The organism is Aeromonas sp. LsrichE-8G, from assembly GCF_022869435.1.
Lineage (GTDB): Bacteria > Pseudomonadota > Gammaproteobacteria > Enterobacterales > Aeromonadaceae > Aeromonas > Aeromonas caviae.
The window spans coordinates 1-293 of the sequence record NZ_JALIHH010000097.1; the positions used below are offsets into that span (position 1 = coordinate 1).

Consider the following 293-nt stretch of genomic DNA (forward strand, 5'->3'; position numbering starts at 1 on the left):
TAGTGAGATCTCTCCCACTGACGTATCATTTGGTCCGCCCGAAACAGGTTGGCCAGCGTGAATAACATCGCCAGTTGGTTATCGTTTTTCAGCAACCCCTTGTATCTGGCTTTCACGAAGCCGAACTGTCGCTTGATGATGCGAAACGGGTGCTCCACCTTGGCCCGGATGCTGGCTTTCATGTATTCGATGTTGATGGCCGTTTTGTTCTTGCGTGGATGCTGTTTCAAGGTTCTTACCTTGCCGGGGCGCTCGGCGATCAGCCAGTCCACATCCACCTCGGCCAGCTCCTC

At 53.9% G+C, this 293-nt stretch carries 1 protein-coding gene; it reads right to left on the reverse strand.

What is annotated here, in order from left to right; translation table 11 throughout:
- A partial coding sequence (locus tag MUW49_RS14510; protein WP_032173437.1) for an IS5/IS1182 family transposase occupies positions 1 to 293 on the reverse strand: 293 nt, incomplete at both ends.